This window comes from Mycoplana azooxidifex, from assembly GCF_014196765.1.
Taxonomy (GTDB): Bacteria; Pseudomonadota; Alphaproteobacteria; order Rhizobiales; family Rhizobiaceae; genus Mycoplana; species Mycoplana azooxidifex.
This window is the reverse complement of record NZ_JACIEE010000004.1, coordinates 195,482-212,720: the sequence shown is the minus strand read 5'-3', so window position 1 is coordinate 212,720 and position 17,239 is coordinate 195,482. Positions and strand designations below refer to the sequence as shown.

General features: G+C 66.6%; 18 protein-coding genes. 10 read left to right on the top strand and 8 right to left on the bottom strand.

The window, feature by feature from the left end:
- The first annotated feature begins 7 nt into the window (after nt 1-7).
- From GGQ64_RS10305 to ppa, 3 genes are all read left to right on the top strand, one after another.
- On the top strand, nt 8-730 hold the full coding sequence (locus GGQ64_RS10305) for a heme-copper oxidase subunit III family protein (protein ID WP_183803239.1): 723 nt from the start codon (nt 8-10) through the stop codon (nt 728-730).
- Between the two features lie 9 nt (nt 731-739).
- Nucleotides 740-1,117, top strand: a complete 378-nt coding sequence (locus GGQ64_RS10300) for a cytochrome C oxidase subunit IV family protein (protein ID WP_183803226.1) — start codon at nt 740-742, stop codon at nt 1,115-1,117.
- A 118-nt stretch (nt 1,118-1,235) separates the two neighbouring features.
- The gene (ppa, locus tag GGQ64_RS10295) at nt 1,236-1,769 is read left to right on the top strand and encodes an inorganic diphosphatase (protein ID WP_183803222.1); all 534 of its coding nucleotides are present in this window, start codon (nt 1,236-1,238) and stop codon (nt 1,767-1,769) included.
- Between the two features lie 43 nt (nt 1,770-1,812).
- On the opposite strand, the gene GGQ64_RS10290 is transcribed toward ppa, so the two are convergent.
- Nucleotides 1,813-2,109, bottom strand: a complete 297-nt coding sequence (locus GGQ64_RS10290; protein ID WP_183803219.1) for a DUF167 family protein — start codon at nt 2,107-2,109, stop codon at nt 1,813-1,815.
- A 4-nt stretch (nt 2,110-2,113) separates the two neighbouring features.
- A complete protein-coding gene (locus tag GGQ64_RS10285) occupies nt 2,114-2,410 on the bottom strand; it encodes a YggT family protein (protein WP_183803216.1) in 297 nt (98 codons plus the stop codon).
- Nucleotides 2,411-2,551: 141 nt separating this feature from the next.
- Here GGQ64_RS10285 and GGQ64_RS10280 point away from each other — a divergent pair, with 141 nt between their 5' ends.
- The gene (locus tag GGQ64_RS10280; RefSeq protein WP_183803213.1) at nt 2,552-3,802 is read left to right on the top strand and encodes an MFS transporter; all 1,251 of its coding nucleotides are present in this window, start codon (nt 2,552-2,554) and stop codon (nt 3,800-3,802) included.
- A 25-nt stretch (nt 3,803-3,827) separates the two neighbouring features.
- On the opposite strand, the gene GGQ64_RS10275 is transcribed toward GGQ64_RS10280, so the two are convergent.
- From GGQ64_RS10275 to hemC, 6 genes are all read right to left on the bottom strand, one after another.
- Entirely contained in the window at nt 3,828-4,550 is a 723-nt protein-coding gene (locus GGQ64_RS10275; RefSeq protein WP_183803210.1) for a glutamine amidotransferase, read from the bottom strand.
- A 131-nt stretch (nt 4,551-4,681) separates the two neighbouring features.
- The gene (locus GGQ64_RS10270; protein ID WP_183803207.1) at nt 4,682-5,167 is read right to left on the bottom strand and encodes a tellurite resistance TerB family protein; all 486 of its coding nucleotides are present in this window, start codon (nt 5,165-5,167) and stop codon (nt 4,682-4,684) included.
- A 55-nt stretch (nt 5,168-5,222) separates the two neighbouring features.
- Entirely contained in the window at nt 5,223-6,836 is a 1,614-nt protein-coding gene (locus tag GGQ64_RS10265) for a heme biosynthesis protein HemY (protein ID WP_183803204.1), read from the bottom strand.
- 14 nt (nt 6,837-6,850) lie between these two features.
- The gene (locus GGQ64_RS10260) at nt 6,851-8,254 is read right to left on the bottom strand and encodes a COG4223 family protein (RefSeq protein WP_183803201.1); all 1,404 of its coding nucleotides are present in this window, start codon (nt 8,252-8,254) and stop codon (nt 6,851-6,853) included.
- A gap of 101 nt (nt 8,255-8,355) precedes the next feature.
- Nucleotides 8,356-9,084: a uroporphyrinogen-III synthase gene (locus GGQ64_RS10255; RefSeq protein ID WP_183803198.1), complete on the bottom strand. Its 729-nt coding sequence runs from the start codon at nt 9,082-9,084 to the stop codon at nt 8,356-8,358.
- Nucleotides 9,084-10,013 carry a hydroxymethylbilane synthase gene (hemC, locus tag GGQ64_RS10250; protein WP_183803163.1) on the bottom strand — a complete coding sequence of 310 codons (930 nt, stop codon included), beginning with the start codon at nt 10,011-10,013 and terminating at the stop codon, nt 9,084-9,086. Before hemC ends, GGQ64_RS10255 begins: the two co-directional genes overlap by 1 nt.
- 73 nt (nt 10,014-10,086) lie before the next feature.
- On the opposite strand from hemC, the gene tsaD reads away from it, so the two are divergent.
- The 6 genes from tsaD to GGQ64_RS10220 all read left to right on the top strand — a co-directional run bounded on the left by tsaD (nt 10,087) and on the right by GGQ64_RS10220 (nt 17,236).
- Nucleotides 10,087-11,181 (top strand): tRNA (adenosine(37)-N6)-threonylcarbamoyltransferase complex transferase subunit TsaD, encoded by a 1,095-nt coding sequence (tsaD, locus tag GGQ64_RS10245; protein ID WP_183803160.1) that lies wholly within the window; start codon nt 10,087-10,089, stop codon nt 11,179-11,181.
- Nucleotides 11,178-12,170, top strand: a complete 993-nt coding sequence (locus GGQ64_RS10240) for an NAD(P)H-dependent glycerol-3-phosphate dehydrogenase (RefSeq protein WP_183803157.1) — start codon at nt 11,178-11,180, stop codon at nt 12,168-12,170. The genes tsaD and GGQ64_RS10240 overlap by 4 nt, the downstream gene beginning before the upstream one ends.
- A 16-nt stretch (nt 12,171-12,186) precedes the next feature.
- Nucleotides 12,187-12,480: a YciI-like protein gene (locus GGQ64_RS10235; RefSeq protein WP_183803154.1), complete on the top strand. Its 294-nt coding sequence runs from the start codon at nt 12,187-12,189 to the stop codon at nt 12,478-12,480.
- Between the two features lie 5 nt (nt 12,481-12,485).
- Nucleotides 12,486-12,917, top strand: a complete 432-nt coding sequence (locus tag GGQ64_RS10230; protein ID WP_183803151.1) for an EVE domain-containing protein — start codon at nt 12,486-12,488, stop codon at nt 12,915-12,917.
- 13 nt (nt 12,918-12,930) lie between these two features.
- Complete coding sequence (locus tag GGQ64_RS10225) at nt 12,931-13,578, top strand: 50S ribosomal protein L11 methyltransferase (RefSeq protein ID WP_183803149.1); 648 nt, start codon at nt 12,931-12,933, stop codon at nt 13,576-13,578.
- A gap of 406 nt (nt 13,579-13,984) precedes the next feature.
- Nucleotides 13,985-17,236 (top strand): helicase-related protein, encoded by a 3,252-nt coding sequence (locus GGQ64_RS10220; RefSeq protein WP_183804237.1) that lies wholly within the window; start codon nt 13,985-13,987, stop codon nt 17,234-17,236.
- Nucleotides 17,237-17,239: the final 3 nt, after the last annotated feature.

Genomic DNA, 17,239 nt, shown 5'->3' with positions numbered 1-17,239 from the left:
CCGGGTCATGGCACAGGTCGTGCAGACACATTCCGCAAAGCCGCACCTGCCACCGGACGGCCGGCAAGGCTTCGTGTCGGACTGGGCCTCGGACCAGCAGGTGTTCAAGAACGTTTCCTGGGGGAAGGCCATGATGTGGATCTTCCTGCTCAGCGACACCTTCATCTTCGGCTGCTTCCTGATCGCCTACATGACGGCGCGGATGTCGACTGTGGTGCCCTGGCCCAATCCCAGCGAGGTCTTCGCGCTGACGATCGGCGGGCACGACATACCGCTGATCCTGATCGCCATCATGACCTTCGTGCTGATCACCTCGAGCGGCACGATGGCGATGGCCGTCAACTACGGCTACCGGCGCGATCGCCGCATGACGGCGCTACTGATGCTGGTGACGGCGATCTTCGGCGCGGCATTCGTCGGCATGCAGGCCTTCGAATGGACAAAGCTGATCCACGAGGGCGTGCGGCCGTGGGAGAACCCGTGGGGTGCTGCGCAGTTCGGCTCGACCTTCTTCATGATCACGGGCTTCCACGGCACACACGTGACGATCGGGGTGATCTTCCTGCTCATCATCGCCCGGAAAGTCTGGCGCGGCGACTTCGACACCGAACGACGCGGCTTCTTCACCAGCCGGAAGGGGCGCTACGAGATCGTCGAGATCACCGGCCTCTACTGGCACTTCGTCGACCTCGTCTGGGTCTTCATCTTCGCGTTCTTCTATCTGTGGTGAGGCAGCGTCATGGCACAGGCAACCGTCGAGACCTCAGTTCATGGAGCCGTCCCGGTATCGGGAGAGGCCGAGCACCAGCAGCATCCGATCAAGCTCTACCTCGTCGTGTGGGGACTGCTTTTCGTGCTCAGCCTCTGCTCGTACATGGTCGACTACTTCGGCGTGCAGGGACTGCTGCGATGGTCGCTCATCATCGTCTTCATGCTCCTGAAGGCGGGGCTCATCGTGGCGTTCTTCATGCACATGGCGTGGGAGCGGCTGGCCCTGATCTATGCGATCCTGCTGCCGCCGATCGCGGTCCTGGTCTTCGTTGCCCTGATGGTGCCCGAGGCGCATCACACCCTGCTGACGCGGCTCGCCTTCTTCGGTGCGACCCCCGGCAACTGAGCCCCACGTGCAGGCGAAACCGGCCGGCGGCCAGTTCTCCGCTACCAATGGCTTGTTGCGTTGCAGCGCGTTTCGCTTTACGAAGCCGCGGAATTCCACAGCATTTAACGGAGCGATCATGCGCATCGATGCAATCTCCATCGGCAAGAACCCGCCGGAAGACGTCAACGTCATCGTCGAGGTTCCCGTCGGCGGTCACCCGATCAAGTACGAGATGGACAAGGATGCCGGGACGCTCGTCGTCGACCGCTTCCTCCACACGCCGATGACCTATCCGGGTAACTACGGCTTCGTGCCGCACACGCTGTCGGAAGATGGCGACCCGATCGACGTGCTGATCGCCTCCACCCGGCCGCTGGTTCCCGGTTGCGTCATCAATGTCCGCCCGATCGGCGTGCTGATGATGGAAGACAACTCCGGCAAGGACGAGAAGATCATCGCCGTGCCCTCGCCGCACCTGACGCTGCGCTACGAGAAGGTCAAGGAATACACCGACCTGCCGGAGATCACGCTCAAGCAGATCGAGCACTTCTTCGCGCACTACAAGGACCTGGAACCCGGCAAGTGGGTGAAGATCTATGGCTGGAAGGACGCGGCCACCGCGCGTGAATTGATCAACGAGGCAGTCGAACGCGCCAAGGCCGAGAAGTAAGCTTGCGACCGGGCGGCACCCGCCGCCATCGCCCTATATTCCTTCAGGCGCCGAGCCTTCTGACGATATCCTCCGGGTCGCCCTCGATCCGGAGGATTTTCTTTCTCTGCGTTTCGCCGCTGACGAGGGTGACCGCCGATTTCGCGACGCCGGCAGCCTTCGCCACGATACTCACCAAAGCCTTGTTGGCCAGCCCCTTCTCCGGCACCGCGCGGACGCGGACCTTGAGATGACGTTCGCCCTGCGCATCCGTGTCGATGCCGTCGACAGCGTCGCGGCCGCCGTTCGGCGTCAGGCGAACCGTCACGGTCACCTGGCCGTCGTGGCGGCGAAAGGGCATGTCCTCAGATGCTGAGGAGGGCCGGTGCGAGCACGCTGCGAATGATTTGCTCGAGGAAGAAGAGGATGATCAGGACCACGATCGGCGACAGGTCTACGCCGCCGAAATCCGGCAGGAAGCGGCGGATCGGCCGGTAGACGGGCTCGGTGAGGTTGTAGAGCGCGCGGCCGATCGAGGCGATGACCTGGTTGTTGGTGTTGATCACGTTGAACGCATAAAGCCAGGAAAAGATGGCCGATGCGATGATGATGAACCACGCGATGCTGATGATGAACAGCAGGGTGTTGATGATCGCGATCATGGTTTTCTCGTTGTCTCCTGTTACTTGCGACCACATGTAGCCATTGGCCGTCCTGCCAGCAAGTGGCCCCTGTTCCTGCTACCGCAAACATGTTTAATGCGCGCCATTGCGATCTGTCGTAGAAAATGAAAGATCACGTGCATGTCACCGCCCGCCGAAGGGCACAGGTTCGCGGCTTTCCGGCACGCGTCCTATGCCCGGTTTTTCCTGTCCCGCTTCCTCACCTCCTTTTCGACACAGATCATCAGCGTCGCGGTCGGCTGGCAGATCTATGACCTGACGCGCGATCCGTTCTCGCTCGGCCTGATCGGGCTCATGCAGTTCCTGCCGTCGCTGCTGCTCATTCTCGTGACGGGCTCGGTGGCGGACCGCTACAATCGACGCGCGATCATGGCGATCTGCCTGGTGGTGTGCACAGTTTGCGCCGCAGCCCTGCTGGGTCTGACGTCGCTGGGCCGATTTGCGACGCTTGCCGTCTTCGCCGTGCTGGTCGTCTTCGGCATCGCCCGCGCCTTTCTCGGGCCCGCCATGCAGTCGCTTGCGCCCAATCTCGTGCCGGCGAAAGACCTCGCCAATGCGATCGCCTGGAACTCGACGGCGCAGCACACGGCGACGATCGTCGGGCCGGTCACGGGCGGCCTGCTCTATGGCCTCGGGCCGATCGTGCCCTACTCCGTCAGCATCGTCCTGTTCCTCGCAGCTTCTGCAGCCGTCCTCTCCATTCCGAAGCCGCCGCAGCGCATGGCGGGTGCGGCGAGGAGCTGGGAGAGCCTGGTCGCCGGCTTTCGCTACATCCGGGCGGAGAAGGTGGTGCTCGGCGCGATCACGCTCGATCTGTTCGCGGTGCTGCTCGGCGGAGCGATCGCGCTGATGCCGGTCTTCGCCCGCGACATCCTGGCACTCGGCCCATGGGGGCTGGGGCTGCTGCGGTCAGCGCCCGGCGTCGGTTCCGTGGCCATGGCCTTCTGGCTCGCCGCGCGTCCGATCCGTCATCGCGCCGGCGTCGCGATGCTGGTCGGCGTCGGACTGTTCGGACTCGCCACCATCGTCTTCGGCCTGTCGCAGTGGGCCTGGCTGTCGATCGCAGCACTGATGGTCATGGGTGCGTCCGACATGATCTCGGTCTATGTCCGCAACACGCTGATCATGCTCTGGACGCCGGATGAGCTGCGCGGACGGGTGACGGCGGTCAACATGGTCTTCGTCGGCGCGTCGAACGAGCTCGGCGAGTTCCGCGCGGGCACGATGGCTGCGTTGATCGGTGCGGTGCCGGCCGTGGTGATCGGCGGCATCGGCACGGTGGCGGTCTCGGTGATCTGGGCGTTCGGCTTTGCCAAGCTGCGCAGGATCGATTCCCTTGCCGTGCCGGACAGGGATCGCCTGCCGGGATAGCCCGCAGGGAAGGGAGCCGGTTGCCTCAGTTCTCGTGGAAGACGCGGTCCAGGAAGCCCATCATCCACTGGCGCAGCGCGGCATCGTGCACCAGCCTGCCGTCGAGATGGGCGCTGCCGACCTGCGCGCCCGGCAGTTCGAAGCGCTGGGCCCCGTGCACCACCCAGCGATGCATCATCGCCAGCGTCAGCTCGCCGTGGAACTGCATGCCCCAGGCATTGTCGCCGTAGCGGTAGGCCTGGTTCTCATAGTGCTCGCCGGTGGCCAGTAGCGTGGCGCCGTCGGGAATCGTGAAGCCCTCGCGGTGGAACTGGTAGACCATCGACGGCCAGGTCATCAAGTCCCGCCCCTCGTCGGTGGGCTGCAGTGGGTACCAGCCGATCTCCGTCATGCCGTCGACATGCGGGCCGACCTCCCCGCCGAGGTGGCGCACGAGCATCTGCGCACCGAGACAGATGCCGAGGAAGGGGCGATCTTCGGAAAGCGGCACCTGCAGCCAGTCGATCTCGCGCCTGATGTAGTCGAGGTGGTCGTCGTTGGCGCTCATCGGGCCGCCGAAGACGACGGCACCGGCATGCCCGTCGAGTGTTTCGGGCAGGGGGTCGTCGAGCACGGGGCGTCGAATGTCCAGCCCATAGCCCGCCTGCTGGAGGATCTGGCCGACGCGGCCGGGACTGGACGTTTCCTGATGGAGGACGATGAGGATCGGGCGGTCTCTCGGACCGGGCTTGCGCGGTATCTGAAGCATCTCGTCGGCTATCCTGCGCGCTGACCCTCCGAGTTCGACATTTTCCCGGCAGGGCGCGCAATGCAATCCAAAATGTCAGAGGCCGTCTTTGCTGTCCACCCGATTGCGTGCCGCCGGAGAGGCCGATCCCTTCAGTCGCCCTGGTCTTCGGCGGCTCCGTTGCCGTCGCCGCGACGGCCGGCGACCTCCTGCCGCTTCATGATTCGCTCCCGCCCGGAAACGCCGAGAAGATCGGCGATCCGCCAGATCGCGTGGTCCTCGAGCTCGCTGCGGTCCCCGTCGGCATAGACGATCTCCCAGAGCAGGCCGACGAGATCGACCTTCTGTTCGTCAGTGAGCTGCCGCTTGAGCTCGGACGTGAACTGGAAGAAGTCGATCGCCTCGCTGGCGGCGGCCGTGCCCGTGTCGACGAGCGCGTTGAACTGGGCTTCATCGAGGCCGTAGAGCTCCTGGAAGCGTTCCCTGAGCGCGGAGCGTTCGGCATCCAGGACATGGCCGTCGGATTCCATGACCTGGATGCACAGGGCCATGACGGCCACGCGCGGATCCCCCGGCTCGAAATTCTGTCTTCCGGTGCCTGAGAGACCGGAAAGGAAACGCTGCAATTTCTCGAACATATCGCCCCATGGAATGTCGCAGTGAAATGGATCGGCCAGAGCCCGGGTTCTGTTCCTAGAAGAAGCGCAGGCCACCGCTTGCGGTGCCGGCCTCCTTGTGTACTTCGGACTTCACGCCCGGATCGTCCGGCAGGCCGCCGAAGAAGGGTTTCGGCTCGTCTACGGCAGGTGCGGTCCGGGCAGTGGTCGCAGGCGGCGGTCCCGCCCTCTCCACGGCCTGCGTCCCGGCGTTGGGCTTCAGTGCGATTTCTCCCGCAGGCTCCGGCTTCTTCGCCGGTACGCTCGCAGCGGCCCGGTCGGCGATCGCCACGGGTGGCAGCGTGCGGATCGCCTCTTCGGCGGAGTTGACCGCGCCGTTTTCGATCGGCCCCTGCCATTCGCTGACCGGCGTCTTCCACTCGAAGGCGTCGAGCTTGCCGGTGACCGGCGAGACGGGAAGCCATTCCGGCGATGTCACGCCGTCGGCCGTCCAGGCCGGATCGCGCGGCGCCTTCAGCGCCTGGTTCATCCAGTGGCGGATCCGGCCCTGGTCGCCGGTATCGGCGTCCTCGATGTCGGCGAGCAACAGGAAGGTGCGCTCGCTCGGCGCCAGCCTCGCGGCGGCTTCGGCCTTGGGACGCGCCACCGCGAACTGGCGCGCGTCGAGGGCCGCCTGGGCCACGGCGAAGAGCGTCTCGGCGTTGTTCGGATGCAGCGCCTCAAGCTTCTCTGCGCGCTTGAGCCGGTCGAGCGCGGAATCGCCGATGCGGGAGTGGACGAAAAGGCGGCCGACGTCGGGATGCGGGTTGGCCTTCCATAGCCGCTCGAGAATGTTGGATGCCTTGCGCAGGTTGCCCTCGCGCAGATAGGCCTTTGCCGCGATCAGTCCCGCCGGGATGAAGTTCTCGTCGATCTTCAGCGCCGCGAGCGCGTCGTCGCGGGCGGCCTTCGGATCGGTCTGGCTTTCCAGCCCCGCGCGTGCGCGAGCCGTGAGCAGGACGACCTTGCGCCGGTCGAGCTGCCTGCGCTCCTCGGGGGAGGCCGGCTTGTGGTGGTCGACGAGCTTCAGCGCCTCGTCCCATTCCCCGGTTCGCGAGTGCTGTTCGAGAACGGCATCGGCCGCCCAGGGCAACTGCGGAGCGGTTTCGGCGGCGCGTTCGGCATACTGTCGCGCGGCCTCGGAGGCGCCGAGACGGCGCGCCTCGAGGTAGAGCCCGCGCAGGCCGAGTTCGCGCGTTTCCGGATCGTCGGCCATCAGCTCGAACTTCCGGCGGGCCTCATCGTGGTTGCCTTCGATCAGCGCCGCCTGGGCTTCGAGAAGGTGGACCAGCGGCTCCTGGTCCGCCCTGATCAGCCCCTTGGCGCGCGACAGCATCTTGCGGGCGGAGACGGCATCGCCTGCGCCGGCTGCGATCAGCCCCGTCGACAGCGCCTGGTAGCCGCGATCACGCTTGCGGGCGCGGAAATGGCGCTGAAGCGCATGGGGCGAGGTCAGGACGACGCGCAGCAGCCACCAGACGAAGATCACCGCCGCCATCAGGGAAACGGCGATCGTGGCGGCGACCATCAGGCTCATGGCGATGCGTTGGCCCTGCCAGATGATAGACAGTTCGCCGGGCCGATCGGCCAGCCAGGCAAAGCCGAGACCGAGGGCGAGCACGAGGAGAACGAAGCAGAGCAGTCTTGTCATGATCGGTGCGCCCCTCAGCCCTGGTTGCCGTTCTTCGCCATGGCGCCGGAGACGATGGCGCCGACGCCGTCCTCCACCGCGATCCTCCGGTCGAGTTCCGCCTTGAAGGGCGCGCCTGCATTGCGCGCGGTTTCCGGCAGGGTCTGCCATTCGATCTGGGCGCCCTTGAGGTCACCGTTCTGCAGCTTGTTTTCGATGCGCGCCACGATCGCCTCGGGGCTGTCGCCCTCGACGCTGCCGACGGGCCGCACGGTGATGACGGAAGAGGCGCTGGCGAGCAGCCGGTCGACGATGCCCTGCTCGCCGGTCGGCTGGTGCACGGCCTCGATCATCTGGTCGGCGACCGGCTGGAACTGGCGCACCAGGTCGGCGCGCGAGGCGACACCGGTCGGCGCGTGCTCACGCAAGGGGGCAACGGACGTATCGTCCGGCGAGACGCTGGCATAGGCTTCCAGCTCCGCGAGATAGGGGCCGCCGCGGTCGATCGCCGTCTTCAATGCCGTCGCGGCCACCGCCCGCGCCATGGCGACGTCGTTGCGCGGTTCGGCAAGCTTCTGCTCGGCCGCATCGATCCGCTCGGCCAGCTGCGCGGACTGATCGGAGACCGCGCGCTCGGTGGCAGCCGCGCGGTCGCCCAGCGCTGCGACGTCGGCCGTCAGCTTGCCGACGGTGGCCTGAAGGGTCGCGATCGATTGCTGGGCCGCCTCGTCCACGCCGCCGGCTACCGGGTTCGCGGTAGCCTGCTCGAGGGCCGCAAGACGGCTTTCGATCGGCTGCAGGTCGGCTGCGGGCGCAGGCGCGGCCGACCGGAGGGTGTTTACCTGCGATTTCAGCGCTTCCAGTTCCGCGCTGATCGCCGCCGGCTCGCCGCCGGAGCTTCCGCCCGGTCCGAGCGCGGGCAGGTAGCCCCCGTATTGCAGTGCGCCGGCACCCGCCAGCGCGACCAGCCCGCCGACGATGGCGGCCGCAAACGCGCCCGACTTGCTCGGCGGCTGCAGGGTATGGGGCGGGGGCGCGGCCTCGAATTGCTGCTCATAGCGGGCTTCCGCCGGCGGCTCCTCGAAAGCGGGCGCTGTCGCAGCGGGGCCAGTGTCAGCGGCGGGTTTTGGAGCCGGCTCGTCGGCGGAAGAAAAGGGTTCCCGACCGGTCGTTTCCTGTTCAACGATTACTTGCGCAGTCGTTGCTTGCTCAGCGGCCACTTGTTCAGAGGGGACCTGCTCTGGAGATTCCTGGTTGGGGAGCCTTTCGTCGGGGGCCGCGTCGGTCCGGGAAGCGTCAGTGCCGCCCGCGGCCACATCCGGCTCGTCGCCGGGGACAGAGGGCGCGGTCTTCGCTTCCTCGGTTGCGGGCGCCGCTTCCAGGTCGATCGTCACGGGTGTCGCGCCTTTCTTGCGGCGTGGCGGCTTTTCCGGTTCCATAAAGGCCTCCTTGCTTTCCCATGCGATACGGTAAACCTAGTTAGGGAAGCCCGACAGGGAAAGCCCTTCCTTCGATTTATGTGCCCGGAAGGCGCGACCCGTCAGAGCAGGTCGAGAAGACCTTCCTCCGTCGGCGTGGCGGAGACGACGACCGATTTGGCGAAGCGTTCGGGGACCATTACCGCCACATTGCGGCTGATACACAGGAACAGCGCATTTTCGAAGCTGTCCAGGTATTCGGTGACCAGCGGCAGCTCGAAGAAGTGACGGGCCGACTCGCGTGAATAGAACAGCACGGCATCCGGCTTTTCGTCGACGATCAGCGGCTTCAGTATCGAGCGCTTCGGCCGTGTCGGCTCCATGCGGTAGCATTCCACCGTCTCGTATGCCGCGCCGGCCGCATCGAGCCGGGCTTCGAACTGTTGCGACCGGGGCGTGCCGGCCAGGTAGAGGAGCGGTTCGGGCGGCACGCCGAAGTCCTGCCTGTGGCGGACGATCAGGTCGGCCAGACTGTTTCCGTCGCTGCCCTCGGCCACAAGCACCGTGCGAAAACCCGCCTCCGTCGCCGCGCGCGCCGTGGCGCGGCCGACGGCGAAGACGGTGGTGAGCAGGTGGCGGTCGAGTTCGCCGCCGATCGAGCGAAGGACGTTCGCAACCTCCGCACTCGTGATCGCGATCGCCGAGTGCCGCCGCGCGAGCCCCTCGGTCGCGGCGTCCGTGTCATGGACGGGGACAACGAGGGACAGGATCGCGGGCGTGTGATGGAGGGCCTTGAGTTTTGCTGCAGTTTTTTCCGCCGAGGCTTGGGGACGGACGACCAGAACCCTCATCAGGTCCACCCGTCGAAGAAGCCGGTTCCGGCGGCCGCACGCACCGTGTGGCCGGCTTTGGCGCCGAGTTCGGCTGCGTCGGAGGATGCGCCCTCGATCGTCGTCTCATGACAGCGCGAGCCGTCGGGGGTGAGGATCATGCCCCGGAAGCGGATGCGGCCGCCCTCGGAGACGGCGTAGCCGGCAATCGGCGTGCGACAGGAGCCGTCCAGCACGGCCAGGAAACTGCGTTCGCAGGTGACCGCCTCGCTGGTCAAGGGATCGTTGATCGTGGCGAGCAGATCGGCGATGCGGCGATCGCCGACGCGGGCCTCGACGCAGATCGCGCCCTGCGCCGGAGCGGGGAGAAAGAGCTCCGGATCGAGGATCTGTGTCGCCACATGCTCCTTGGCGATCCGCTTCAGGCCGGCATAGGCAAGCAGCGTCGCATCGGCCTCGCCGTCGGCCAGCTTGCGCAGCCGCGTGTCGACCTGCCCGCGGAAGACGATGACGTTGAGATCCGGGCGAAGCCTTCGCAGTTGCGCCTGCCGCCGCAGCGAGGCGGAGCCGACCGTCGCACCCTGCGGCAATTCGAGGAGCGTCGGTGCCGTCCGTCCGACGAAGGCATCGCGAGGGTCTTCGCGCGGAAGGAAGGCTGCGAGCTCGAGGCCGTCCGGCAGGCGCGTCGCCATGTCCTTGGTCGAGTGCACGGCGAAGTCGAGATCGCCGGAAAAGAGCTGCGCCTCGATCTCCTCGGTGAAGAGGCCCTTGCCGCCGATCTCCGACAGGGCGCGATCGGTGATGCGGTCGCCCTTGGTCGACAGGACCACGATCTCGAACATGTCTTCGGGCAGGCCGTGGGCCGCCATCAGGCGCGCACGCGTCTCGTGCGCCTGCGCCAGCGCCAGCGGGCTGCCACGGGTCCCGATCCTGAAAGGTTTTGTTTGCATCCACCGTGATCCGTTGTTACCGGAAGCTCTCGTAACCGGCTTTTGCCACCATCGCAATCAACCAGCGTGCTTCATGTCGTCCCACCTGACCATCCTCGGCATCGAAACGAGCTGCGACGAGACCGCAGCAGCCGTCGTCGCACGGGATGAGACCGGTCGCGGCACGATCCTCGGCGACGTGGTGTTGAGCCAGCTGGAAGAGCATAGCGCTTATGGCGGCGTCGTGCCCGAAATTGCGGCCCGGGCCCATGTCGAAGCGCTGGACGAACTGATCGGCCAGGCGCTTTCGCGCGCCGGCAAGACGCTGGACGACGTGGATGCCATCGCGGCGACAAGCGGGCCGGGCCTGATCGGCGGACTGATCGTCGGGCTGATGACCGGCAAGGCGATCGCGCGCGCCAAGGGCAAGCCGCTCTATGCTGTCAATCATCTGGAGGGGCATGCGCTGACGGCGCGGCTGACCGACGGGCTTTCCTTTCCCTACCTGATGCTGCTCGTCTCCGGCGGCCACACGCAACTCGTGCTGGTGCGCGGCGTCGGCGACTACGAGCGCTGGGGCACGACGATAGACGATGCGCTGGGCGAGGCCTTCGACAAGACGGCGAAGCTGCTCGGCCTTCCCTATCCGGGCGGGCCTGCGGTGGAGAGGGCGGCTGCGACGGGCGATCCGGGCCGGTTCACCTTTCCGCGGCCGCTTGTCGGCGAGAAGCGGCTCGACTTCTCCTTCTCCGGACTGAAGACCGCCGTGCGCCAGGCAGCCCAATCGATCGAGCCGGTGAGCGAACAGGACATCGCCGATATCTGCGCCTCGTTCCAGAGGGCCGTATCGCGCACGCTGAAGGACCGCATCGGACGCGGGCTCGAGCGCTTCCGGCAGACGTTCCCCGATGTCACCCAGCCCGCGCTGGTCGTCGCCGGCGGCGTCGCCGCCAACAGGGTCCTGCGGGCGACGCTGCAGGAGCTTTGCGACCGGAACCGGTTCAGGTTCGTCGCCCCGCCGCTTGCGCTTTGCACCGACAATGCGGCGATGATCGCCTGGGCGGGGCTGGAGCGAATGGCCTGCGGCCTGTCGCCCGACGATCTGTCGGTTTCACCCCGCTCACGTTGGCCGCTCGATGCGGAAGCTGCGGCAATGCTCGGCTCCGGCAAGCGGGGGGCGAAGGCATGACGACCGGCCCGCATGTCGTCGTGGTGGGAGCCGGCGCCTTCGGCACGGCACTTGCAACCGTCATAGCCGAGACCGGCGATAGCCGCGTCACGCTGCTTGCGCGACGGACGGAGACGGTCGCGGAGATCACATCGACGCGCCGCAACGAGCCAGCCCTTCCGGGGATCACGCTTTCGGCTGGGCTGGAGGCGACTGCGGACCCGCACGTCCTGAAGGATGCGCCGATCGTGCTCTTTGCCATGCCCTCGCAGGCGCAGGGGGCGGCTGCGCGCGACCTCGCACCCCATCTGTCGGACGAGGCCGCCGTCGTCGTCTGTGCCAAGGGCATGGAGAAGGCCAGCGGCCGGCTGCTGACCGATGTGCTGGCGGAAGAACTGCCGCGCCAGCATGTTGCCGTGCTCTCCGGTCCCGGCTTTGCCGCAGACATTGCGCGCGGGCTGCCGACGGCGATGGTGATCGCGGCTGCCGCGCTGGAGACGGCCGCGTCGCTGGCGCAGGCCCTGTCCGGGCCGACCTTCCGCCTCTATCCCTCGGGCGACCGGATCGGTGTGCAACTCGGCGGCGCGCTCAAGAACGTACTGGCGATCGCCTGCGGCATCGTCGAGGGCGCCGGGCTCGGCGATTCCGCCCGCGCGGCGCTGATCTCGCGCGGCCTGGCGGAGATGTCGCGCTTCGTCGCCGATCACGGCGGCGACGCGGCGACGGTGACGGGGCTCTCGGGCCTCGGCGATCTCGTGCTCACCGGCACCAGCCACCAGTCGCGCAACCTGCGGTTCGGCATCGAGCTCGGCCGCCATGGCAATGCGGATGGCTGGTCGGGAGACCTCGTGGAGGGTGCGTTTGCCGCCGGCGTCGCGTCGAGGGTCGCGGCCGAACGAAACATAGACATGCCGATCACCGATGCGGTCGCCGCGATCATCGACGGCAAGCTGGATCTTGCGACCGCGATCGGCAGGCTGATGACACGACCGATCACCCAGGAATTCTGAAGGAAAGGACATAGCGATGCTTTTTGCTCTTCTCTGCACCGACAAGCCGGGCGCTCTGCAACTGCGGCTGGACACCCGGCCCGAACACGTCGCCCACCTGACGAAGCTCAACGAGGAGGGCAAGCTCGCATTTGCCGGTCCGTTCCTCGATGCGGACGGCAAGCCGAACGGCAGCCTCGTGGTGTTGAAGGCCGACAGCGTCGAGGCCGCCCGCGCGCTCGGCGAGGCCGATCCCTATGCCAAGGCGGGCGTCTTCGCCAGCGTCGAGGTGAAGCCCTGGACCTGGACCTTCAACAATCCGGAGGCTTGAGGCGAATGGCCCACTGGCTTTACAAATCGGAGCCCTCCAAGTGGTCCTGGCAGATGCAGAAGGATGCGGGCGAGAAGGGCACCGAGTGGACCGGGGTGCGAAACTACCTGGCGCGCAACAACATGCGCGCCATGCAGATCGGCGACAAGGGCTTCTTCTACCATTCCAACGAGGGGCTGGAGATCGTCGGCATCACCGAGGTCTGCGCGCTCTCGCACCCTGACTCGACGGCCGGCGACGATCCGCGCTGGGACTGCGTCGACATCCGCGCCGTCCGCGACCTGCCGAATCCCGTCTCGCTGAAGGATATCAAGGCGAACCCGAAACTGGAGAAGATGTCGCTGGTCACCTCCATGCGCCTGTCCGTCCAGCCGGTGACGGATGACGAATGGATCGAGGTCTGCCGCATGGGCGGGCTCGACAAGCCGCCGCGCTGACCGGCTCAGACCCGTGAAGACCGATCCGGAGCGCTTCATCGTCGACAACACGTCGATCCTGTCGCCGCCGCACGTGCCGGAGATCAGGTTGCGACTGGCGACCGAGGCGCACGACCTCTGGCTGAAGACGGAGGAGGAACTGGAGGCGATCGGGCTGCCGCCGCCGTTCTGGGCGTTTGCCTGGGCCGGCGGGCAGGGGCTTGCCCGCTACGTTCTCGATCATCCCGACGTGGTCAGCGGCCGCAGCGTCCTCGATTTCGCGAGCGGCTCCGGCCTCGTGGCGATCGCGGCCTGTCGCGCGGGTGCTGCGCGCGTGCTGGCGGCCGACATCGATCCGTGGACGGAGACTGCCGTGCGGCTAAACGCCGACCTGAACGAGGTCGAGTTGGATTTCGAGCGGCAGGACCTGATCGGGACCGACCGTGGCTGGGACGTGGTGCTGGCCGGCGATGTCTTCTACGACAACGCTTTCGCCCGATCTCTGGTCCCGTGGTTTCGTAGCCTGGCTGCGCGGGGCGCCGCCGTGCTGGTCGGCGATCCGGGGCGCTCCTATTGTCCGAAAGAGCGGATGGAACCGCTTGCGACCTATGAGGTGGCGGTAACGCGCGCCTTGGAAGACAGCGAGGTCAAGCGGACGACGGTGTGGCGGTTCCTCCCATGAGCCGAACGGTGATGGCCTGTTTTGGTGGCCGGGCAGCGCGGAAAAGAATCTTAACCATATTTCCTGGTGGGGCTTTACAGCATTTTGGCGTGCGGTTGTGCCCCGATCGCCTGACTCGGTCAGCTTGTGGCCGAGATTCAGCATATGGTGGGGCAAGGTACTGGAAAACCAACATCTTGTAGGGAACAAAACCTGAATCCGAACGAGTCGTCGTTTCGTCTCCGATTCGTTCGCAAGGTGTTCCAAACTGCGCCGCAGAGCCCGGAAATCCCGGTGAAACGATCGCCAATTCGCCGGCCGCACTTGCCATCCTGCGCGACGATGGGCATTTGTGTTGCCGGCGCGCGGGCGATGACCGGCGCCGAATGATCGATACTCTCCGAGGCATGCCTTGAACGCTGCACCGATGATATTGAGCGGCCGCGGTGTTACCGCGGTGCTCGGACCGACCAATACCGGCAAGACCCATTACGCAATCGAACGCATGGTGGCGCATGAGACGGGCGTGATCGGCCTGCCGCTGCGCCTTCTGGCACGCGAGGTCTATACGCGCCTGGTCGAGAAGGTCGGTCCTCACAACGTCGCGCTGATCACCGGCGAGGAGAAGATCACGCCGCATATGGCGCGCTATTCCGTCTGTACGGTCGAGGCGATGCCGCGGGAGACGCGGGCGTCCTTCGTGGCGATCGACGAGGTCCAGCTTGCCGGCGATCTTGAGCGCGGCCACATCTTCACCGACCGCATCCTGCACCTGCGCGGCCGCGACGAGACGCTGTTTCTGGGCGCGGCGACGATGAAGCCGATCCTGGAGCATCTGCTTCCGGGCATCACGGTCGTCGAGCGGCCGCGCCTGTCGCAGCTTTTCTATGCGGGCTCGAAGAAGATCACGCGCCTGCCGCAGCGCACTGCCATCGTCGCTTTCTCGGCCGACGAGGTCTATGCCATCGCCGAACTCATCCGTCGCCAGCGCGGCGGTGCGGCGGTGGTGCTCGGCGCGCTCTCGCCGCGCACGCGCAACGCGCAGGTCGGGCTCTACCAGGAGGGCGACGTCGAATATCTCGTTGCCACGGACGCGATCGGCATGGGGCTCAACCTCGACGTCGACCACGTGGCCTTCGCCCAGGACCGCAAGTTCGACGGCTACCAGTTCCGCAACCTCAATCCGGGCGAGCTCGGCCAGATCGCCGGCCGTGCCGGCCGGCACATGCGTGACGGCACCTTCGGGGTGACGGGTCGCGTCGATCCGTTCGATCCGGAGCTCGTCGAGCGGATCGAGGCGCACGCGTTCGATCCCGTTCGCGTGCTGCAGTGGCGATCCAAGCGGCTGGACTTCACTTCCATCGCCACCCTGAAGGCGAGCCTCGATGCGCCGCCGGCGATTTCCGGCCTCGCGCGCGCGCTTCCGGCCGTGGACCAGCAGGCCCTGGAGCACCTGGCGCGCTACCCGGACATCAAGGACATGGCGACGGCGCCGGAGCGGGTAGAGAAGCTGTGGGAGGCCTGCGCCTTGCCGGACTATCGCCGGATCGCGCCAGCGCAGCACGCCGATCTGATCTCTACCCTCTATGCCGATCTTGTCCGGCGGGGTACGGTGAACGAGGACTTCCTCGCCGAGCAGGTGCGGCGGGCCGATCGCACCGATGGCGAGATTGACACGCTTTCGGCACGAATCGCCCAGATAAGGACCTGGACCTATGTCTCGAATCGGCCGGACTGGTTGGCCGATCCGACACACTGGCAGGAAAAGACGCGGGAAATCGAAGACCGATTGTCCGACGCGTTACATGAAAGGTTGACGAAACGCTTTGTTGATCGCAGGACATCTGTGCTCATGAAGCGCCTGAGAGAGAATGCGATGCTGGAAGCCGAAATCAGTGTGAATGGTGATGTCTTCGTCGAAGGGCATCATGTGGGACAGTTGGCCGGATTCCGGTTTACGCTTGCTTCGGGCACGGAAGGTCCCGATGCGAAGGCGGTGCAGGGTGCCGCCCAGAAGGCGCTTGCGCTGGAGTTCGAGGCGCGCGCCGCCCGGCTTCATGCGGCCGGCAACAGCGATCTCGCCGTCGGATCGGACGGAACCGTGCGCTGGCTCGGCGAACCGGTCGCGCGTCTTGCCGCGAGCGAGCACATCATGCGCCCGCGCGTCATCCTTCTTGCCGACGAGCAGTTGACCGGAAACGCGCGCGACCACGTCGCCGCGCGCATCGAGCGCTTCGTCAATCATCATATCGCCACCGTGCTCAAGCCGCTCGACGATCTCTCGCGCGCAGAGGATCTGCAGGGAATGGCCAAGGGGCTCGCGTTCCAGCTGGTCGAGGCCCTCGGCGTGCTGTTCCGCCGCGACGTTGCCGACGACGTGAAATCGCTCGACCAGGAGGCGCGCTCGTCGATCCGCAAACACGGCATCCGCTTCGGCGCCTACCATATCTTCATGCCGGCGCTTCTGAAGCCTGCTCCGGCCGAGCTGATCACGCTGCTCTGGGCGCTCAAGAACGATGGCCTGGACAAGCCAGGCTACGGTGAACTGATCCCGGCGCTGGCAGCGGGGCGCACCTCGATCGTCACCGATCCGGCCTTCGAGCGCATGTTCTACAAGCTGGCTGGCTTCCGCTTCCTCGGCAAGCGTGCCGTGCGTATCGACATCCTGGAGCGGCTGGCGGACCTGATCCGTCCGCTGCTGCAGTGGAAGCCGGGTTCTGCACCGCGTCCGGATGGTGCTTATGACGGTCGCCGCTTCACCGCCACGACGTCGATGCTCTCGATCCTCGGTGCTACGCCCGACGACATGGAAGAGATCCTCAAGGGGCTCGGCTATCGCGCCGACAGCGTGAAGGCCGAGGACGCTGCTACGTTCCTGGCAGCTGAGGACGCCAAGCTCGCGCCCAAGGCGGAGAGCGATGTCCCAGCCGCGGCCGAAGTGTCCGGCGAGGTTGCTTCCGCAGCGGCGGACGAAGCCGACGCGGAAGGCGAAACGACCGCAACAGAAGCGCCGGCTGTAACCGAAGAAGCGGCCGCACCCGAAGCGCCGGCCGTAGCCGAGACGCCGGTCGAGCCCGAAGCAACGGCTGCCGTCGAAGCAGCGCCTGTTGGCGAGGCCGAAAGCACGGAACCGGAGGCGGCTGCTGCCGAGCCAGCCGCTGCCGAGGCCGGCACTGAGACGGTGGCCGATGCCGGAGTTGAACCGGTGGCTGATACCGGAGCCGAAACGGTGGCCGCTGCTGCCGCGTCCGAGGGCGAGGCGCCGGCGGAAGTCCGCCCGGTTCTCCTCTGGCGTCCAGGCGGCCGCAACGATCGCACCGACAATGCCCGCCAGGGCCAGCGCGGGCATGGCGAGCGTGGCCAGGGCGAACGCGGACAGGGTGAGCGCCGCGGCGACCGGGGACAGAAGCCCGGCGGACGCCAGGATGGCGACAGGCGCGATGGAGACCGTCGCGACGCTCCGCGGCAGGGCGGGCGCCCCGAGTTCGCCAAGGGCCGCGACGGAAAGCCGCAGGGCGGCCGACCGGACCGGAACGAGCGCAACGACCGCCCGCAGCACGACGATCGTGGCGGCAAGCCTGCCAAGTTCGAGGCGCGGCCGCCGCGCAAGGAGAAGCCGATCGATCCGGATTCGCCCTTTGCCAAGCTGGCTGCCCTGAAGGAGCAGATGAAGAAGTAGGGA